This window comes from Amycolatopsis vancoresmycina (assembly GCF_000716785.1).
Taxonomy (GTDB): Bacteria; Actinomycetota; Actinomycetes; order Mycobacteriales; family Pseudonocardiaceae; genus Amycolatopsis; species Amycolatopsis vancoresmycina.
In genome coordinates, this window is record NZ_JNYY01000018.1 from 135,403 (window position 1) to 151,561 (window position 16,159).

Annotated in this window: 14 protein-coding genes; 6 read left to right on the forward strand and 8 right to left on the reverse strand. The window is 70.6% G+C overall.

Going from position 1 to position 16,159, the window contains the following annotated elements:
* The first annotated feature begins 33 nt into the window (after positions 1 to 33).
* The gene (locus OO60_RS34935; RefSeq protein ID WP_004559434.1) at positions 34 to 963 is read left to right on the forward strand and encodes a hypothetical protein; all 930 of its coding nucleotides are present in this window, start codon (positions 34 to 36) and stop codon (positions 961 to 963) included.
* Here the strand turns inward: OO60_RS34935 and OO60_RS34940 are convergent.
* From OO60_RS34940 to OO60_RS34955, 4 genes are all read right to left on the reverse strand, one after another.
* Positions 960 to 1,721, reverse strand: a complete 762-nt coding sequence (locus tag OO60_RS34940; RefSeq protein ID WP_033262951.1) for a type III secretion system chaperone family protein — start codon at positions 1,719 to 1,721, stop codon at positions 960 to 962. The genes OO60_RS34935 and OO60_RS34940 overlap by 4 nt on opposite strands.
* A gap of 198 nt (positions 1,722 to 1,919) precedes the next feature.
* Positions 1,920 to 4,517 (reverse strand): ATP-dependent chaperone ClpB, encoded by a 2,598-nt coding sequence (clpB, locus tag OO60_RS34945; RefSeq protein WP_004558457.1) that lies wholly within the window; start codon positions 4,515 to 4,517, stop codon positions 1,920 to 1,922.
* A 96-nt stretch (positions 4,518 to 4,613) separates the two neighbouring features.
* Positions 4,614 to 5,801: an MFS transporter gene (locus OO60_RS34950; protein WP_004558456.1), complete on the reverse strand. Its 1,188-nt coding sequence runs from the start codon at positions 5,799 to 5,801 to the stop codon at positions 4,614 to 4,616.
* Between the two features lie 99 nt (positions 5,802 to 5,900).
* Entirely contained in the window at positions 5,901 to 6,386 is a 486-nt protein-coding gene (locus OO60_RS34955; RefSeq protein WP_004558455.1) for a MarR family winged helix-turn-helix transcriptional regulator, read from the reverse strand.
* Between the two features lie 254 nt (positions 6,387 to 6,640).
* Between OO60_RS34955 and OO60_RS34960 the strand changes: the two genes are divergently transcribed.
* The 5 genes from OO60_RS34960 to OO60_RS34980 all read left to right on the forward strand — a co-directional run bounded on the left by OO60_RS34960 (position 6,641) and on the right by OO60_RS34980 (position 11,502).
* Positions 6,641 to 7,816, forward strand: coding sequence for a globin domain-containing protein (locus tag OO60_RS34960; protein WP_004558454.1), 1,176 nt, complete (start codon positions 6,641 to 6,643; stop codon positions 7,814 to 7,816).
* 305 nt (positions 7,817 to 8,121) lie between these two features.
* Complete coding sequence (locus OO60_RS34965; protein ID WP_004558453.1) at positions 8,122 to 9,267, forward strand: globin domain-containing protein; 1,146 nt, start codon at positions 8,122 to 8,124, stop codon at positions 9,265 to 9,267.
* Between the two features lie 74 nt (positions 9,268 to 9,341).
* Complete coding sequence (locus tag OO60_RS34970) at positions 9,342 to 10,058, forward strand: dienelactone hydrolase family protein (protein ID WP_004558452.1); 717 nt, start codon at positions 9,342 to 9,344, stop codon at positions 10,056 to 10,058.
* Between the two features lie 146 nt (positions 10,059 to 10,204).
* On the forward strand, positions 10,205 to 10,966 hold the full coding sequence (locus OO60_RS34975; RefSeq protein WP_004558451.1) for a lytic polysaccharide monooxygenase: 762 nt from the start codon (positions 10,205 to 10,207) through the stop codon (positions 10,964 to 10,966).
* A complete protein-coding gene (locus tag OO60_RS34980; protein ID WP_004558450.1) occupies positions 10,963 to 11,502 on the forward strand; it encodes a DUF305 domain-containing protein in 540 nt (179 codons plus the stop codon). The genes OO60_RS34975 and OO60_RS34980 overlap by 4 nt, the downstream gene beginning before the upstream one ends.
* Positions 11,503 to 11,594: 92 nt before the next feature.
* Here the strand turns inward: OO60_RS34980 and OO60_RS34985 are convergent, their stop codons facing one another.
* From OO60_RS34985 to dnaK, 4 genes are read right to left on the reverse strand one after another with little or no spacing between them, the layout of a single operon-like run.
* Positions 11,595 to 12,020, reverse strand: coding sequence for a heat shock protein transcriptional repressor HspR (locus OO60_RS34985; RefSeq protein ID WP_205624238.1), 426 nt, complete (start codon positions 12,018 to 12,020; stop codon positions 11,595 to 11,597).
* Positions 12,021 to 12,025: 5 nt separating this feature from the next.
* On the reverse strand, positions 12,026 to 13,198 hold the full coding sequence (gene dnaJ / locus OO60_RS34990; RefSeq protein WP_004558448.1) for a molecular chaperone DnaJ: 1,173 nt from the start codon (positions 13,196 to 13,198) through the stop codon (positions 12,026 to 12,028).
* 30 nt (positions 13,199 to 13,228) lie between these two features.
* Positions 13,229 to 13,936 (reverse strand): nucleotide exchange factor GrpE, encoded by a 708-nt coding sequence (grpE, locus tag OO60_RS34995; protein WP_004558447.1) that lies wholly within the window; start codon positions 13,934 to 13,936, stop codon positions 13,229 to 13,231.
* The gene (gene dnaK, locus OO60_RS35000; RefSeq protein ID WP_004558446.1) at positions 13,933 to 15,798 is read right to left on the reverse strand and encodes a molecular chaperone DnaK; all 1,866 of its coding nucleotides are present in this window, start codon (positions 15,796 to 15,798) and stop codon (positions 13,933 to 13,935) included. Before dnaK ends, grpE begins: the two co-directional genes overlap by 4 nt.
* Positions 15,799 to 16,159 lie beyond the last annotated feature (361 nt).

The following is a 16,159-nucleotide window of genomic DNA, read 5'->3' on the forward strand; positions in this document are numbered from 1 at the left end:
CGTTCGATCGGACGGGGAAGTATGGTCCGCCGCATGGGTAAGCACAGCAGGCGCAAAAGCGGCTATCTGCCCAAGGTCGCCGCGGGCGCGGCGCCCGTCGCGCTGCTCTTCGCGGCCCCCGCCACCGCGCTGGCGAGCCCGGCCGAGCTGACTCTGCCGCTCGACCACCGCGCCGACAGCACGTTCGGGCGGGACGTCTCGACGACCGGCGAGGACGACTCGTCGGTGGTGCGCGAGACCGTGACCGCGACCCGCCACGACTTCCTCGCGAAGGAGATCGCCGGCGCGGTGCTCGCCAACGACTTCACGGAGTCGATGACCGCCACCCGCGAGGAGCAGCAGACGGAGACGTCGGCGGCCTCGCAGGAGTTCGAGGCGCTCACCCGCACCGGACGGCACACCCTGCGGCTCGGCCAGGTCCGCGCGGTCACCGCGAACAACCAGCGGCTCGGCCAGGCCGACGCGCGGGACCTGTCGTTCGCACCCCTCGGCGGCTCCGCCGGCCGCCGGATCGGCCTCGGCGAGGGCACGAACCACGGCGTCTGGCTGACCGACGGCGTCGACGTGCTGAGCCAGAACGCCGAACAGCTCGACACCGGCCTGCACGGCAGCTTCGCCGGCGACCTCCAGGGCGCGCTGTCGGCCCGCCGGTCGTCCGGCCAGGCCGTCGACCTCGGCCGCCTCGGCGCGGTGGGGATGACGTCCGAGCAGCACGCGACGGGCCAGCTCACGGGCGTCCTCGACCTGGGCCAGAAGCACGAAGCGGGCGGCCAGCTGGGCCCGGCCTGGGGCCTGGTGAAGACGAGCCAGTCCCTCGGCCCGGCGGGCCCGGAGGGGTCGATCCGCGGCGACCTCGGCGTGGACCACGTGGTCCACGCCGAAGGCGGCACGACGTCGGTGCGCGGCACGCTCGACCGGTCGGCGTCGCTCAGCGTGCTCGACCGGCCGGCGTTCGGCCTCTAGCTTTCGCTCGGCTTCGGCTCCGCGGGCGGCTGCGGCACCGGCGTCCCGGCCGCCGGGGTGCCCGGCGCGGTGGCCTCCGACGGGACCGGGGCACTCGCCTGGTGCCGCCCGGCGTCGTAGTCCTCGTCGAACGGGTCGACGATGTCCGCGATCTCGCCCAGGTCGCGCAGCAGGCGCTCCAGCCGCGACGGGCCGGCGGTCGGGACGACGCTGGCGAGCACCCACTCGTTCTCCAGCCAGGCCACGCCGACGTCGCCGCCGAGCTGGTCCGCGGCGTCGACGAGCTCCTGGGTGATCACCACACGGGCGCCGTCCGCGTCGTCGGCGAACGCGTAGCGCGAGCCGATCGGGCCGAGCATCTCGGGCATGTCGGCCCGCTGGAACGGCACGCTCGACAGCCACATCTCGATCGGGATCCGGTGCTTCTTGTTGCAGCGCACCGCCACGACGACCGCCGGGATCTGCCCCTCGGTCTCGATGTCGAAGATGAACACCGGGCGGCGGCCGTCGGAGGTGAAGGTCGAACCCGCGACGACGTTCACGGCGGCGTCCGCGCCGAAGTACCCGATCGCGCCGTTGGACCACTGCTGCGGCAGCCGCTCGTCCTCCTCGACGAACTGCCAGCCGCGCAACTGCGCCCAGCGCATGCGCTCGCGGTTGCGCGAGCCCTCCTTCGCCCGGTCGGCGGCGAGCAGCCCCAGCCCCGCCACCAGGGCGACGGCCGCGATGACGAACCAGATCCACGCCGGAATACCCACGACGGCCAGGGTATCGCCTGTTACGCCGGAGGGATGATCGACGGTCCCCGTGTCGCCGGGCCCATTCGGAGCATTTTCCGCGGCCGCCAGGTCGACAAATCGCCACAAGCCACTGTGGACGTCCCGGCCTCGCAGTCTGCCGCGGCTGCTCGTGAGTGAGAAACAGTGTTCTAACACTGTTTCTCACTCACGAGGCGGTCAGGCGCGGGTGACGGTCAGCGCGTCACCGGCTTCGAGTTCCGGGGCGTCGACGCGGACCGTGTCGCCGTCGCGGATCTCGCCCGACAGCAGCTCCTTCGCCAGCTTGTCGCCGATCGCCGACTGGACCAGCCGCCGCAGCGGGCGGGCGCCGTAGATCGGGTCGAAGCCGTTGAGCGCGAGCCACTCGCGGGCGCCGTCGGTGACGTCCAGGTTCAGCCGCCGCTGCGCGAGCCGCGAAGCCAGCCGGGCCACCTGGATGTCCACAATGGACGTCAGCTGCTCGGTGCCGAGCGAGTGGAACACGACGATGTCGTCGAGCCGGTTGAGGAACTCCGGCTTGAACTGCCGCTGCACGACCTCGAGCACCGCGTCCCGCCGCTGCCGCTCGTCGAGCCCGGGGTCGGCGATGGCCTGCGAACCGAGGTTCGAGGTCAGGATCAGGATGGTGTTCCGGAAGTCCACCGTCCGGCCCTGCCCGTCGGTCAGCCGCCCGTCGTCGAGGACCTGCAGCAGCACGTCGAAGACGTCCGGGTGGGCCTTCTCGACCTCGTCCAGCAGCACCACCGAGTACGGGCGGCGCCGGACGGCCTCGGTGAGCTGGCCGCCCTGGTCGTAGCCGACGTACCCGGGCGGGGCACCGACCAGGCGCGCCACCGAGTGCTTCTCGGCGTACTCGCTCATGTCGATGCGCTGCATCGCGCGCTCGTCGTCGAACAGGAACTCGGCCAGCGCCTTGGCCAGCTCGGTCTTGCCGACGCCGGTCGGGCCGAGGAACAGGAACGAACCGGTCGGCCGGTCGGGGTCGGCGACGCCGGCCCGGCTGCGGCGGACGGCGTCCGCCACGACCTGCACGGCCTCGGGCTGCCCGATGACCCGCCTGCCCAGCTCCTCCTCCATCCGGAGCAGCTTGCCGGTCTCGCCCTCCAGCAGCCGGCCCGCCGGGATGCCGGTCCACGCGCTGACCACGTCCGCGACGTCGTCCGCGCCGACCTCCTCCTTGAGCATGACGTTCTGGTGGCTGGCCTCGCTCGCCGCGGTGGCCGCTTCGAACTCCTTCTCCAGCGCGGGGATCCGGCCGTAGCGCAGCTCGGCGGCCTTGCCGAGGTCGCCGTCGCGCTCGGCGCGCTCCGACTCGCCGCGCAGCTGCTCGAGCTGCTCCTTGAGCTCGCGGACGCGCTCGATCGAGCCCTTCTCGTTCTGCCAGCGCGCGGTCAGCGCCGTCAGCGTTTCGCGCTTCTCGGCCAGTTCGGCGCGCAGAGCGGCCAGGCGCTCCTTCGACGCGGCGTCGCTCTCCTTGGCGAGGGCCATCTCCTCGATCTCCAGCCGGCGGACCGCCCGCTCGACCTCGTCGATCTCCACCGGCCGCGAGTCGATCTCCATGCGCAGCTTCGACGCGGCCTCGTCGACCAGGTCGATGGCCTTGTCCGGGAGGAAGCGCGCGGTGATGTAGCGGTCGGACAGCGTCGCGGCGGCGACCAGGGCGGCGTCCGTGATCCGGACACCGTGGTGCACCTCGTAGCGCTCCTTCAGCCCACGCAGGATCGCGATGGTGTCCTCCGGCGACGGCTCGCCGACGAGCACCTGCTGGAAGCGCCGCTCCAGCGCGGCGTCCTTCTCGATGTGCTGGCGGTACTCGTCGAGCGTGGTCGCGCCGACCATCCGCAGCTCGCCGCGGGCGAGCATCGGCTTGATCATGTTGCCCGCGTCCATCGCGCCGCCCTCGCCGGTCGCGCCGGCGCCGACGATCGTGTGCAGCTCGTCGATGAAGGTGATGACCTCGCCCGCGGAGTCGGTGATCTCCTTGAGCACGGCCTTCAGCCGCTCTTCGAACTCGCCGCGGTACTTCGCGCCGGCCACCATCGACCCCAGGTCGAGGGCGACGACGCGCTTGCCGCGCAGCGATTCGGGCACATCCCCCGCGACGATGCGCTGGGCCAGCCCTTCGACGATGGCCGTCTTGCCGACGCCCGGCTCGCCGATCAGCACCGGGTTGTTCTTCGTGCGCCGCGACAGCACCTGCACGACGCGGCGGATCTCGGTGTCACGCCCGATGACCGGATCGAGCTCGCCGGCGCGGGCGCGCTCGGTGAGGTCGACGCCGTACTTCTCGAGCGCCTTGAACGTGCTCTCCGGGTCCGCGCTGGTGATCCGGGCCGAGCCGCGGACCTTGGCGAACGCCTCCTGCAGCGCGTCCGGCGTCGCACCGTGGCGCTTGAGCAGGTCGGCGACCTGCCCGCCCTCGGTCGCGAGCCCGACGAGCAGGTGCTCGGTCGAGACGTACTCGTCGCCCAGCTCGGTGGCCAGCTTCTGGGCGCGCGTCAGCGACTTCACGGCGTTGGTGTCGAACTGCGGGCTCGACACGGTTGCCCCGGTCGCGGACGGCAGCGCCGCGATGAGCGGCTCGAGCTCCTTGTGCACCACCCCCGGGTCGGCCCCGACCGCGGTCAGCAGCGGTGCGGTCAGTCCCTCACCCTGCGCCAGCAGGGCGCCCAGCAGGTGGGCAGCCGACACGTGCGGGTTGCCGGCCATGGTGGCCGCCTGCGCCGCGGACGAGATCGCCTGCTGGGTCTTCGTGGTCGGGTTGAAAGCGTCCATCCCTCACCTCATGCTCGGTACTTCAAAAGTCCTGGTGACAGGCCTGACCGTGACCTGACACTATCTCTAACGCACGAAAACTTGAGTCTGTTCCGCTCAACTTCGACCGGGCGCGACGGCGCTCGCCGGCAACCGCGAGCCGAGCATCCCCAGCCCGGCCACGGCCAAGCCCGCGCACGCCCCGACCAGCACCCAGGGTAACCAGTCGGCGACCGAAAACAACGAGACCACCGCGGGCGCCAGCACCTGCGCCACGGTGAACGCGTACTGGTACGCAGCGAGATAACGTCCGCGGGCGACCGGTGGTGCCGCCGCTTCGGCGAGCGCCCCCGACCGGGGCCCGAAGACCAGGTCACCGGCCGCGAACACCAGCGTCGACGCGAGCAGGTAGGCCACCTGCCAGCCGTCGGGCACCAGCAGCACACCCAGGCTGACCACGCACCAGAGGGAGAACAGGGCCGAACCGGCCCGCATCGCCGCGATCCGCGTCAGCCGGGCGGTGAGCTTCAGCGCGAGCGTGCCGCCGACGCTGGTCACCACGGTGAGCAGGGCGAGGATCGCGCCCGGCAGCCAGGCCGGCCCGTGCAGCCGGTCGAGCACGAACACCGGCGTGCCGATCAGGAAGAAGTCCAGCGACAGCCCGAAGAGCCCGCTGAAGACGATCAAGGCGAGGTACGGCCGGTCGCGCAGCACCCGGACCGACCGTTCGCGGTCCCGCCGGTGCGGCCGCGCGATCCGGACGAAGAAGACGAGGACCGACGCGGCCACGAAGAACGTCAGCGCGTCCACGGCGAGCGCGATGCGGTAGCCCACGTTCCCGAGCCACGTCAGCAGCAGGCCCGCCGCCAGCCCACCGAGGCCGAAGCAACCGGCCCGCACCATCCCCACCTCGGCGAACGGCCGATCCTTCGGGACGTCGCCCGCGACGTCGGCGATGAGCACGAACAGGGAGCTGTAGAACAGCTGCTGCCCGGCGGACAGCAGGACGGCGGCCGCCATGATCGGGCCGGCGCCGTCGGCGAGGAGGTACGCGCCCGCGCCGCCGGCCTGCAGCAGCTGGGCGCCGACCACCACGGCCCGTGGCCCGACGCGGTCCACGAGCCGTCCGGCGAGCGGCGGGACGACGAGCCCCCCGACGGCACCCAGGGTGACGGCGGTGCCGGCCACGGCCAGCGGCACCCCGATCACCTGCGTCACGTAGACCAGTGCCAACGGGAGGAACAGACCTGAGCCGAAGTTGTCGATCCCCAGCGCGCACAGCAGTGCGACCCGGTCACGCGTCACCTTCCGACGTTAACCCTGGGGAATGCCCCTAAGTCAGGACCGAACGGACAGTTTCGGGAGCGCAAAAAGCCACTTCGGGTGTGCCTCTGCGGACCCGTGTCACTTGTTCGTGTCAGCCAGGCAGGCCGCGCTGCCGAGCGCGCGCCGGAGGTCGGTGTTCATCTCCGCAAGTCGCGCGGTGAGGTCGGTGACGCGCTCGTCGTCCCAGCCGCCGAGCGCCTTCTCCATGAACTCGAGGTAGTTGACGCGCCAGCGGGCGAGCTCGGCGCGACCCTTCTCGGACACGCTCACCAGCGACGCCCGGCCGTCCTCGGGCGCGGGACGGCGGTCGACCAGGCCGGCGGCGGAGAGCTGGGTGATCTGCCTGCTGACGACCGAGAGGTCGACGAACCGGCGCTTGGCCAGCTCGGAGGGCCGGGCCTCGCCGTTCTTCGCCAGGTCGGACAGCAGCATCGCGGCGGCCGGGTGCAATCCGGGCTCGCTCTGCCAGGCTTGCATGATCCAGGCGTGCTGGAGCTGGGAAGCGGTCTTCAGCTCGCGCATGAGCTCGACCCGGACGTCGTCGTCGGTGTCGTCGAAGCCCATCGGAACCTCCCTTAGTTGTGCCATACAAGTTTATTGCCGGACGCTTGCTCGGGACAACCATCTCTCCGGTGAGGTCGCCCACGCCGCACCGGCGGTGATACACCCGGTCGGAGCAACAATGCGGGCAAAAGGCCGCCCGGCCGCTACCCTGCGGACGGGCGGCGCGCGCGGCGCATTCCGGTGACATTGAGTGACGAGGTGGCAGCAGTGGCGAAGGACCCGGGAGGCGGTCCCCGACCCGTGAACAACCTCCCATGACCGCCGATTCCGTCAGCCCGCTCCCCAGGTCTTCGGCCCCGCGCGAAGCCCCCGCGGCCGTCACGGCGATGGTCCGGCTCATCCGGGACAGCTGGGCCAAGTCGGAGCCGTACATCGCGGACATCTCGCAGTTCTTCTACGGGATGCTGTTCACCCTCGCCCCGACCACCCGCGACTTCTTCCCGATCAACATGGAGATCCAGCGCGGCCGGCTGGTCCGCGCGCTGGTGCACATCGTGCAGATGGTCGACCGGCCCGACGACCTCGCGCCGTTCCTGCGCCAGCTGGGCCGCGACCACCGCAAGTTCGGCGTCGTCCCGCGGCACTACGAAGCCGTCGGCACGGCCCTGCTGGCGTCGCTGAAGAACCACCTCGGCCGGGAGTGGACGCCCGAGGTCGAACGGGCGTGGGCCGAGGCGTTCACCATCGCCGCCCGGGCCATGCAGGACGCGGCCGCGTCCGACACGAACCCGCCGTCGTGGTCGGCCACCGTCGTCGAGCACCGGCGGCTGACCTGGGACCTCGCCCTGGTGCGGCTGGTGCCCGACCAGCCGGTCCCGTACCACCCCGGCCAGTACGTGAGCGTCGAAGTGCCGCAGCGGCCACGGCTGTGGCGCTACCTCTCGCCGGCGAACGCGCCGCGCGAGGACGGCGGCATCGAGTTCCACGTCCGTGCGATCGACGGCGGCTGGGTGTCCCGCGCCATCGTCAGCCACACGCAGCCGGGGGACGTCTGGCGGCTCGGCCCGCCGCTGGGCAGGCTGACGGTCGCCCGGGAGTCGTCGCGCGGCGTGCTGATGGTCGCCGGGGGCACCGGGGTCGCGCCGCTGCGGGCGATCCTCGACCACCTCGCGCTGTGGGGCGAGAACCCGAAGACGCACCTGTTCTACGGCGGTCCGGCCCGTGAGGACCTGTACGACCTCGAAGAGCTGCGCGCGCTCGCGGCCACGAACCCGTGGCTGAACGTGACACCGGTGGTGGAGCGCGGCGGCGACGTCCCCGGGTTCGAGCAGGGCACGCTGGCCGAAGCCGTCACGCGGTACGGCGCCTGGCCCGGTCACGACATCCTCGTGTCCGGCTCGCCGGCGATGATCCGCGCGACGGTGTCGCGCATGCTCGTCGCGGGCAGCGCGCTGGACCAGATCCAGTACGACCCGTTCACGATCGACTAGCGGTCCGACCGGTCGTTCCGGTGGACAATTTCGTTACGCCTCGGGAATCAGCAACGGGTAACGGATTTATCCGGCACGCGTGATCATTTTTACGCTGCGACAGACGGGGTTGACCCCGCGTGGCCGAATTGCTCCGTTCGAGCGGGAACGCGCGTAATCACGCGCATCTGCACGGGAATTCGCCTACAGTCGGGAACCCTCGGGGGCGGCACCGCACAGCGACGCCGCGTGCACGGCCTGAAAAGTCTTTGCCGGACTGGAGATTACCGTTCCCGATGAGTGCTGAATCCGTGAAGGTCTCCGCAATGCCCGAACCGTTGCCCGTTTCGGCCGTGGAAGGTCGTGAACTGGCCCGGTTGATTCGTGAAAGCTTTGCGGAGATCGAACCGAAAGCCGACGAACTGGCGCAGTACTTCTACGGCGCGTTGTTCGTGGTCGCGCCCGACTGCCGAGATCTTTTCCCGGTCACCATGACGACCCAGCGCAGCCGGTTGCTGCGCGCGCTGGTGTACGTGGTGCAGATGGTCGACCGGCCCGACGAACTGGTCACCTTCCTCGGGCAGCTGGGCCGCGACCACCGGAAGTTCGCCGTCGTGTCCCGCCACTACGACGCCGTCGGCGTCGCGCTGATCGCCGCGTTGAAACGGTTCCTCAAGGAGAAGTGGACGCCCGAGGTGGAGTCCGCGTGGACGACGGCCTACGGGCTCATCGCCAAGACCATGCGCGAGGCCGCCCAGGCGGAAACCGGGCCGGCCGCGTGGTCGGCGACCGTGCTGGAGCACCGGAAGCTCTCCCGCGACGTCGCACTGGTGAAGGTGCGCACCGAGGGCCTGCTGCCGTACCGCGCCGGTGGGTACGTGAGCGTGGAAGTGCCGCAGCGGCCGCGGTTCTGGCGGTACCTCTCACCGGCGAACTCGCCCCGCGGCGACGGCCAGCTCACCTTCCACGTGCGCGCGGTGCCCGGCGGCTGGGTCAGCGGCAGCATCGTCAACCACACCAAGCCGGGGGACGTCTGGCGGCTCGGGCCGTCGATGGGCGTGCTGAACGTGCGGCCGACCTCGACGAAACGGCGGCTGCTCATGATCGGCGGCGGCACCGGCATCACGCCGCTGCTGGCGATCCTCGACGACCTGTCGCACTGGAAGCGGAACCCGCCCGTGCACCTGTTCTTCGGGGGCAAGCGGCCGGAAGACCTGTACGCGCTGGACGAACTCCGCCGGATGGCGGCGACGTCGAAGTGGCTGACGGTCACCCCGGTCACCGAGGAGGGCGCGCTGGCCGGCGGCGACCGCGGCACGCTCGCCCATGCCGTGACCCAGCGCGACGGGTGGCGCAACCACGACATCCTCGTTTCCGGTTCGCCGCCGATGATCCAGGCGACCGTCGCGAAGCTGCTGGCCAAGGGGATCGACCTGGACCGAATATCCTACGACCCGTTCACCCTGGACTGAGATTTGTCCGAAATGCGCTGAGAGACTCTCAGCGTCCCGCGCCGGACCGGGAATTCCGCGTTATCTTCGCCGATATGGAGATGACTATTCCGGTTTCGGACGGCACGATCGGCGGCTACCTGGCGGAACCCGGGGGTGCCGGACCGCACCCGGGTGTGGTGCTCATCCACGACGCGTTCGGGCTGAGCCAGGACACGAAGAACATCACCGACCGCTTCGCCCGCGAGGGGTACCTCGCGCTCAGCCCGGACCTGTATTCGCGCGGGGGCATGCGCCGCTGCGTGCGGCGGGTGTTCTCGGACATGTTCGCGCAACGGGGGCGGACCTTCGACGACATCGAGGCGTCCCGCACGCTGCTCGCCGAGCGGCCGGACTGCTCGGGCCGGGTCGGCATCGCGGGCTTCTGCATGGGCGGCGGCTTCGCCCTCGTCGCGGCGTCGCGCGGCTTCGAGGCGTCGGCGCCGTACTACGGGCAGTTGCCGAAGAACCTGTCGGTGCTGGACGACGCCTGCCCGATCGTCGCGAGCTTCGGCAAGAAGGACTTCGGCCTGCGCGGCGCCGCGGCGAAGCTCGAGACGGCGCTCACCGAGCGTGGCATCCCGCACGACGTCAAGGAGTACCCGGACGCGAGCCACGGCTTCGCCAACAAGATCGACACCGCGGCGCCGGTGAACCTGCTGCTCAAGGTCGTCGGCTTCACCTACCACCACGAATCGGCCGAAGACGCGTGGCGCCGGGTGACGGCGTTCTTCGGCGAACACCTGCAGCAGCCGGCCCCACCTTCGCACTGAGCCGGACGGAGCAGCGAAATCGTCGAACGGCGGTAGTTCGTTGACCGTTGTGTACGAATCGACTTATGGTCTAGACCACATCTTCCCCGGATGTGCTCGTTCGTCCTTCCTGGCGGAACGACGCTGTTCCCCTTCGAGGAGCCGAAATGACCTGGAAACGAAAGCTCTTCGCGGCCGCCGCCGGAGCCCTGCTCGCGCCGGTGCTGGTGGTCGTCCTCCCCGCCGCTTCGGCGAGCGCCCACGGTTACGTGTCCGACCCACCCAGCCGGCAGGCCAACTGCGCGGCCGGGAAGGTCCCCAACTGCGGCGAGATCATCTACGAACCGCAGAGCGTCGAAGGCCCGAAGGGACTGCGCAGCTGCAACGGCGGCCTGTCCCAGTTCGCCGAGCTGGCCGACGAGTCGAAACCGTGGCCGGCGAAGTCGGTGGGCACCACGGTGACCTTCAACTGGGTCTTCACCGCCCGGCACTCGACGTTGAACTACGAGTACTACGTCGGCAACACCCGCGTGGCGGTGTTCAACGGCAACAACCAGCAGCCGCCGTCGACGCTGTCGCACACGGTGAACCTCGCCGGGTACTCGGGCCGGATCAAGGTGCTGGCCATCTGGAACATCGCGGACACGGCCAACGCGTTCTACAGCTGCATCGACCTGCAGGTCGGCGGGGGCGGCCCCACCACCACGCCGCCGCCGACCACCACCACGACCCCGCCCCCGACCACGACGACGCCACCGCCCACCACGACGACCACCCCGCCGACGGGCGGCACCTGGGCGGCGGGCACGGCGTACAAGGCGGGTGACGTGGTGACCTACGGCGGCGCGAGCTACCGCTGCCTCCAGCCGCACACGGCGATCGCGGGCTGGGAGCCACCGAACACCCCGGCGCTGTGGCAGCGCCTGTGAGGTTGGTACTGGTCGCCGTCGCGCTGCTGCTGACCGGATGCGGCAGCGGCACGACGGCGGCCACCCCGCAGTACAACGCGGCCGACGTGATGTTCCTGCAGATGCTGATCCCCCAGAACGAGCAGGGCATCGAGATCGTGCGGCTGGCTGCGGACCGCCCGGTCCCGGCCGCGGTGAAGGAGCTGGCGAAGGCGATCGAGCTGACGCAGCAGACCGAGGTGTCGGACATGCGGCGCTGGCTCCACGACTGGGACCAGCCGGCGACGATGGACATGAACCCGCAGGCCCACACCGGCCACGGGGGCATGAAGATGACGGCCCCGGACCTGGTGGGAGCGTTGCGGGCGGTCCCGGACGCCGAGTTCACCCGCCGGTTCCTGGACGTGCTCACCGGCCAGCAGCAGGGCGCGGTCGAGCTGGCCCAGACGGAAAACGGCACGGCGGGCGGTGTGAACGCCCAGGCGCGGGACCTGGCCCGCCGGGTGATCGAGTCCCGGACGGCCGAGGTCAAGCAGCTGCTGAACGTCAAGACGTGATCCCGCGGCGCGGCCGCGAGCAGCCGGGAGGGATTGCTCGCGCGCGAAAAGGGCCTCCCCGGTCACCCCGGGGAGGCCCTTTTCGCTTGCCGTCAGCGGCGCTTGGGCCGCCAGACCACCATGGCCGTCTGCTGGTTGAGCGGCACCAGGTCCCGGCGGTAGGACGCGTGCGCCGCCGCCGTGGCCTGTTCCGCGGCCACGTACGCCGCGGCCAGTTCCTCGGTCAGCTCGGTGATCCGGGCCCGCAGCGCGTCGACCTGGTTCTCCAGCTCGATGATGCGCTTGATGCCCGCCAGGTTGACCCCGTCCTCCTGCGAAAGGCGCTGGACCTCGCGCAGCAACGCGATGTCCCGCATCGAGTAGCGCCGGCCGCCGCCGGCGGTGCGGCCCGGCGACACCAGGCCCTGCCGGTCGTACGTGCGCAACGTCTGCGCGTGCATCCCCGCCAGCTGGGCCGCCACCGAGATGACGAACACCGGGGTCTCTTCGTCCCCTTCCTGGGGAATCCCGCCGAACACCACTCTCACCTACCTTGCAGCAGCTCGGTGATCTCGGGCCGGGGGTCGTGCCCGGCCATCGCCTCGGCGTACGCCTGCAGTGCCTCGCGCGCCTTGTCGTCCAGTTTGGCGGGGATCGCCGCCTGGAGGGTGACGAGCAGGTCACCCTGCGAACCGTCGCGCTTGGCGATGCCCTTGCCGCGCACGCGCAGCACCCGTCCGCTCGCCGTGCCCGGCGGCACCTTGAGCGAGACCTTGCCTTCCAGCGTCGGCACCGTGATCGTGGTGCCGAGCGTGAGCTCCGTGAAGTCCACCGGCACGGTGATCGTCAGGTCGAGCCCCTTGCGGCCGAACAGCGCGTGCGGCGCCACGTGCACCCGGACGTACAGGTCGCCGGCCTGCGCCCCGCCCCGGCCGGGTTCGCCCTGGCCGGCCAGCCGGATGCGCTGGTCGTCGTCGACGCCCGGTGGGATCCGGACGGTCAGCGTGCGGGTCCGCGTGCTGATGCCTTCGCCGCCGCACTCCGGGCACGGGTCGTCGATGATCGTCCCGCGGCCACGGCAGTCGCGGCACGGCTCCGAGAACGCGAACGCCCCCTGGCTGCGGCTGACCAGCCCCGACCCGGAACAGGTCGGGCAGGTCCGCGGCGACGTGCCCGGCCGGGCGCCGTTGCCGCCGCACGTGGCGCAGGTCGCCGGGCTCGACAGCCGCAGCGGAAGGGTCGCGCCCTTGACCGCCTCGGTGAAGTCGATCCGGACGTCGGTCTCGACGTCGGCACCGCGCTGCGGCCGGTTCGCCGTCGCGCCCGCCGTCGTCCGGCCGCGGCCGAACAGCCCGCCGAGGATGTCGCCGAGCCCGCCGAAGCCGCCCTGCTGACCGGCGCCGGCCTGGCCGAAGATGTCGCCCATGTCGAAGCTGCCGGTGCCGCTTCCGCCGCCGGGGAAGTTGAACCCGCCGGCACCGCCGAACAGCCGCCGCGCCTCGTCGTACTCCTTGCGCTTGCTCGCGTCGGAGAGCACGCCGTAGGCCTCGGAGACGGCCTTGAACTTCTGCTCCGCTTCCGCGTTGCCGGCGTTCGCGTCCGGGTGGTTCTCCTTGGCCAGCTTCCGGTAGGCCTTCTTGATTTCGTCCGCGGTGGCGTCGGAGGAGACGCCCAGTTCACGGTAGAAGTCCTTACCGATCCATTCCCGTGCACTCATCGGGCGTCTCCTCCTCCCACTTGGTTCCGCTTACTGCTGTTGCTCATCGACTCCGCCGCCGAGTGGCAGCTCGCCACCGACGGACGGGTCCCCCGTGGCCGCGCCGGGCTCGTGGTCGGTCACGCCGACCAGCGCCGCCCGCAGTACGCGGTCCCCGAAGCGGTACCCGCGGCGCATGACCACGGTGACCGTCGGACCCGCCACGTCCGGCGAGGTGTTGTGCTGCACGGCTTCGTGCACGCTCGGGTCGAAGGGCTCGCCCTCGGCGCCGAACGACTCCAGGCCCGCGCGCTGCAGGCCGCTGATCAGCTTGTCGCCGACGGCCTTGAACGCGCCGGTGAGGTCACCGTGCTGGTCGGCCCGCTCGAGGTCGTCGAGCAGCGGCAGCAGGTCGTTCACCACGGTCGCCTTCGCGCCGATCACGACCGCCTCGCGGTCACGCTCGACCCGCTTGCGGTAGTTGGCGTACTCGGCCTGCAGGCGCTGGAGGTCGGCGGTGCGCTCGGCCAGCTCCTTCTCCACGTCGGAGACGACCGACACCGAGTCGTCCACAATGGACTCACCCAGCGAGGGGCCCGCGTGCTCCACGGGCGCCTCGTCGGGGTCCGGCGCGGCGTGGGCCGGACCGGGCGGGCGGACCTGCCCGGTCTGGGGGTCCACCCGACGCCGGTCCCGCACGACCACCGGCTCCTCGGGGCCTCGGCCCTGGTTCTCGGATTCGTCGTAGCTGTGGGTCACTTCTTCGGGTCCTCTTCGACGATCTCGGCGTCCACCACGTCATCGGCCTTGGCCTGGCCGCCGGCCGCACCGGCGTCCCCGGCCGCACCCGCGGCGCCCTCGGCACCCGGCTGAGCGGCGTTCGCGTTGGCGTACAGGGCGGTGCCCAGCTCCTGCGAAGCGGCGTTCAGCTTCTCGATCGACTCGCGGATCTTGGTCGAGTCCGTACCCTTGAGCGCTTCGTTCGACTCGTCGATCGCGGACTTGACCTTGCCCTTGAGGTCCTCGGGCAGCTTGTCGTCGTTGTCCTTGAGGAACTTCTCGGTCTGGTAGACCAGCGTCTCCGCCTGGTTGCGGGTCTCGGCCTCTTCGCGCCGGGTCTTGTCTTCCTCGGCGTGCGCCTCGGCGTCCTTGACCATGCGCTCGATGTCGTCCTTCGGCAGCGCGGAGCCACCGGTGATCGTCATCGACTGTTCCTTGTTCGTGCCAAGGTCCTTCGCGGTCACGTGCACGATGCCGTTGGCGTCGATGTCGAAGGTGACCTCGATCTGCGGCACGCCACGCGGGGCCGGCGGGAGACCGGTCAGCTCGAACATGCCGAGCTTCTTGTTGTGCGCGGCGATCTCGCGCTCACCCTGGAACACCTGGATCTGCACCGACGGCTGGTTGTCGTCCGCGGTGGAGAAGATCTCCGAGCGCTTGGTCGGGATCGTGGTGTTGCGCTCGATGAGCTTGGTGAAGACGCCACCCTTGGTCTCGATGCCGAGCGACAGCGGCGTGACGTCCAGCAGCAGGACGTCCTTGACCTCGCCCTTGAGCACACCGGCCTGCAGCGCGGCGCCGACGGCGACGACCTCGTCCGGGTTCACGCCCTTGTTCGGCTCACGCCCGCCGGTCAGCTCCTTGACGAGCTCGGCAACGGCCGGCATGCGGGTGGAACCACCCACGAGCACGACGTGGTCGATGTCGCCGACGGAGATGCCCGCGTCCCGGATGACGTTGTTGAACGGCGCCTTGGTCCGGTCGAGCAGGTCGCTCGTGATCTTCTGGAACTCGGCGCGCGAGAGGGTCTCGTCGAGGAACAGCGGGTTCTTGTCCGCGTCCACGGTGATGTACGGCAGGTTGATGCTGGCCGAGTTCGAGCTGGACAGCTCGATCTTCGCCTTCTCCGCCGCCTCGCGGATGCGCTGCAGCGCCATCTTGTCCTTGGTCAGGTCGATGCCGTTCGTGGCCTTGAACTTGTCGACCAGCCACTTGACGATGCGCTCGTCCCAGTCGTCACCACCGAGGTGGTTGTCACCGGAGGTCGCGCGGACCTCGACGACGCCCTCGCCGATCTCCAGCAGCGAGACGTCGAAGGTGCCACCACCGAGGTCGAAGACCAGGATGGTCTGTTCCTTCTCGCCCTTGTCCAGGCCGTACGCCAGCGCGGCGGCGGTCGGCTCGTTGACGATGCGGAGCACGTTCAGGCCGGCGATCTGCCCGGCTTCCTTGGTGGCCTGCCGCTGCGCGTCCTCGAAGTACGCGGGGACGGTGATGACGGCGTCGGTGATCGTCTCACCCAGGTACGCCTCGGCGTCGCGCTTCAGCTTCATCAGCACGCGCGCGCTGATTTCCTGGGAGGTGTAGTTCTTCCCGTCGATCTCGGTCTTCCAGTCGGTGCCGATGTGCCGCTTCACGGACCGGATCGTCCGGTCGACGTTCGTGACGGCCTGGTTCTTCGCCGGCTGACCGGTCAGCACTTCACCGTTCTTGGCGAAGGCGACGATCGAAGGGGTGGTCCGGGAGCCTTCCGAGTTGGCGATGACCGTCGGCTCGCCGCCCTCAAGGACGGCGACGACCGAGTTGGTCGTGCCGAGGTCGATGCCGACCGCTCGCGCCATGGTGCTTTCCTCCTGTGTACGGCTGCTATGTTCGTGACCTGCAGGTTCATTCTCGCCTTGAGCGAGGCCCTGGCAAGTTTTATCGGGCCTCCGCGCACCTCGTCAAGCCGGACTTGAGTCGACTGCGCTCAACCTCTGTACCCAGCCTAACGAGGCGGTTCGGGTTCTTGTTCCCGGGTTCGGCGTCCGAGTGCGCCCGGATCGGGTGTGACGCCGCTCACCCGCCGGTCCGGCCCCGGGCAGGCAGCCCGCGACCAGCAGCGCAGCCGACGCGGGCGCCGCTCGGCTACCGTCGGCACCCACCGCGGACCGCGGCACCGCTGCCGTCCCGAGCCCGCCCCCTCGGCCCCGCCCCCGCCGG